This window comes from Acidovorax cavernicola, assembly GCF_003581445.1.
In genome coordinates this window covers 1-3041 of record NZ_QXMN01000118.1, presented here as the reverse complement: position 1 = coordinate 3041, position 3041 = coordinate 1, and the positions used below count along the sequence as shown (strand labels likewise).

Annotated in this window: 3 protein-coding genes; 2 read left to right on the top strand and 1 reads right to left on the bottom strand. The window is 66.6% G+C overall.

Annotated elements, in window-relative coordinates; all coding sequences use genetic code 11:
- Together D3H34_RS31375 and D3H34_RS31370 are read left to right on the top strand one after the other, a co-directional pair.
- Nucleotides 1-1381: thiamine pyrophosphate-dependent enzyme (locus D3H34_RS31375; protein WP_119558721.1), on the top strand; the 1381-nt coding region annotated here is incomplete at its 5' end.
- 99 nt (nucleotides 1382-1480) lie between these two features.
- Nucleotides 1481-2092 (top strand): DUF2798 domain-containing protein, encoded by a 612-nt coding sequence (locus D3H34_RS31370; RefSeq protein ID WP_167481306.1) that lies wholly within the window; start codon nucleotides 1481-1483, stop codon nucleotides 2090-2092.
- 6 nt (nucleotides 2093-2098) lie between these two features.
- Here the strand turns inward: D3H34_RS31370 and D3H34_RS31365 are convergent.
- Nucleotides 2099-3041, bottom strand: a 943-nt coding sequence (locus tag D3H34_RS31365) for an FAD-dependent monooxygenase (RefSeq protein WP_205736847.1), incomplete at its 5' end; no start/stop codon positions are given.

Sequence of the window (3041 nt, the reverse complement as noted above, 5' to 3'; positions counted from 1 at the left end):
GCAGGATTCCACGCCGATGATTCTGTTCGTCGGCCAGATCGCCCGCAGCCAGGTCGGCCGCGACGCCTTTCAGGAAGTCGATTACCAGGCCATGTTCGGCGGCCTGGCCAAATGGGTGGTCGAGGTCACCGACGCCTCCCGGATGGCCGAAATTGTGGCCCGCGCCTTCCATACCGCAGTCTCCGGTCGCCCCGGTCCGGTCGTGGTGTCGCTGCCCGAGGACATGCTCGTCGAGCAGACGCACCAGCAAGCCTTTGCGTCCTGCGCTTTGCAGCCTGTGCCGCCTTCCAGCGCTGCACTGGAGCAGATCGCGTTGGCGTTGCAGGGCGCGAGCCGGCCGCTGGTGGTGGTCGGGGGCAGCGGCTGGTTTCGGGACGCGTCGGAGAAACTGCAGCGTTTCGCGGCGGCGTGGAATCTGCCGGTCGCCTGCTCCTTCCGGCGCCAGGACGTGCTCGACAATCGCAGCGCCAACTACGCCGGCCATTTGAGCCTGGGCATGAACCCGCGCCTCAAGGAGGCCGTCAAGACCGCCGACGTCATCCTTGCCATCGGCACCCGACTGGGCGATGTGTCGACGGATTCCTATTCCTTGCTCGAAGTCCCCGAGCCGCGGCAAAAGCTCATTCACATTCACCCCGATGCCAATGAAATCGGGCGCGTCTATCGCCCGAGCATCGGGCTGCAGGCGGATACCGCCAGCAGCATCGGCGCGCTGTCCGCGCTCGCTGCGCCGACGACCCGCGCATGGGATGCCTGGACCACCAGCGCCAGACAAGCGCACGAGGCTTTCAGTCAGCCACCCCAGCGGGTGGCCGAAGCACGCGGGGTCGATCTCGGCGCGGCCATTGCGCATGCGAGCGCCGAACTGCCGGACGACGCCCTGGTCACCAACGGCGCCGGGAACTACTCCGTCTGGCTGCATCGCTTCTACCAATATCGCGGCGCGCGCACGGAGTTGGCGACCACTTGCGGGTCCATGGGTTATGGCGTGCCGGCGGCCGTGGCCGCAGCGCTGCGCCATCCCGAGCGCGAAGTGTTGTGCGTCGCGGGGGACGGATGCTTTCTTATGTACCCCCAGGAACTCGTGACCGCCGCGGAATTCGGCGCGCGCATCGTGGTCATCGTGGTCAACAACGGCATGTACGGAACCATACGCATGCACCAGGAGAACCACTACCCGGGCCGCGTCAGCGGCACGCGGCTGGTCGGGCCGGACTATGTGGCTTTGGCAAAAGCCATGGGCGCCGCCCATGCCGAACGCGTCGACACCACCGATGGATTCCCGGCCGCGCTGGCCCGCGCCCGGCAAGCGGCGGGATTTTCTCTGCTCGAAGTCATCACCGACCCCCGGCAGATCACGCCTGCAATGCGTTTGGACTGATCTCGGCGCGCGCCTGCGTGCGGGCTCAGCATGGCCAGTTTGTTGATATTGTCAACTTTACTCCCTATAATGTTGAACTTATCAACTAATTCGACCTGCATGCCATCTCGCTCTCCGAATGCCGTCTCCGGCAGCCGTCCGTCCCTGCGCGCCATCCTTCCCGACCTGGTATTGCTGCCCTCGATCGCGCTGCTTCTCAGCTGCATCATGACCTGGGCCCAGGTCGGCTTCACGCCGGAATTCCTCGCGCGCTGGGGCCGGGGCTTTCTCACGACGCTGGTCGTGCTGCCCTGTATCCTGGCGTGCCTGGGCGCGGTGGAAAAGCTGGTCGACCAGGTCATCGGCGGCCTGCACTGGGCGGCACGCAAGCTGGTCGTGGCGGTCGTCAGCGCCTGCATCTTCGAAACCGTCATCGCCCTGGCCGTGACCGCCGTCGGCCATCCGTTGGACGCGTCTTTCGCGGGCAACTGGTGGCTGGCTTTCAGCCGCTCGCTGCCCGCGGGCCTGCTCATCGGGCTCTTCATGTGCTTCTATATGAAGCCGCGAATGGACCGTATGCGCCAGGCGGCGCGCGCGCGTCAGCCCGTCGCTCGGCGCCTGAACCGCCGGGCCCGTGATGGCGGCCAGCGTCGGCTGCCATCCGGCGGCGCGGCTCATTCAACGCGCAGGTTGATGGCCTGGGCTGCGCGGGTCAGCATGCTTGTCTCCTGAGGGGAATCAGGCCGAGACCTGCGCCAGCGCGGCGCGTGCGTCCATGACGCCATGACTCAGGCCGGCGGCCGGATCGGGCTGATCGAACAGGTCCTTGGCGGCGCCTTCGATCAGCGTCTTGAGTTCCTGCACGGAGTGCGCGACGCCGTAGACATAGTGGTCCGGGCGCATCAACACGGCCAGGCCGTTGTAGCGCTTGAGCCATTGCGTGAACAGTTCGTCCTGTTCCTCGACATGCAGCACCTGCGGGTCGCCGTTCCTGGGGGCGGTGAACGCGTTGTCGTGCACGACCACCGTGCGGCCATTCATCCGGCGCCATGCGGGCGACTGGCTCCACTCGTGCGTGGGCATGTCGGGCGTGGTCGCAATCCAGAATCCGCAGGGCATGACTTCGTCCATGCGCGTCCAGCCGGCGCCTTGGCGCACCCATGGCTGCACGAACAGGTCGCCCGCACCGGTCAGCAGCGAGCCGTCCGCGTTGCGCGCCAGCGCGCCGGTCTCGAGGCCGGGAATGAACTTCTGGCGCACGGTTTCCGCCTTGCCCGAACGCAGCAACGCGCCCAGTTCTTCATCGCGCTTGCGCGCCTTGGCTTCGTCGAGCTCGCCGATGATCAGGCCGAACGACTTGGCATGGCCGACGACGCTGCGCACATGCTTTTTGCGCTCGTGCCCGTAGGTGTCCAGAATGCGCTGGCTATAGCCTTGGCGCTCCACGCCGTCGATCTTCCAGGCGAGGTTGACGGCGTCGCGCACCGCGGCGCACAGGCCCTGGCCGAGGAAGGGCGGCATCTGGTGCGCACTGTCGCCGAGCAGGAATACGCGGTCGAAGCGCCAGTCGTCGACCACCACGGCGTGGAAGCGGTAGACCGCGATGCGGCACCGCTCCAGATGCGTGGTGTCCACGAACGAGGAGAGCGCGTTCATCACCAGTGCCGGGTCCTTCATGAAC

Bases quoted from the DNA above. Each gene is read 5' to 3' on its own strand.
- D3H34_RS31370 (WP_167481306.1), top strand. From the start codon at position 1,481: ATGCCATCTCGCTCTCCGAATGCCGTCTCCGGCAGCCGTCCGTCCCTG.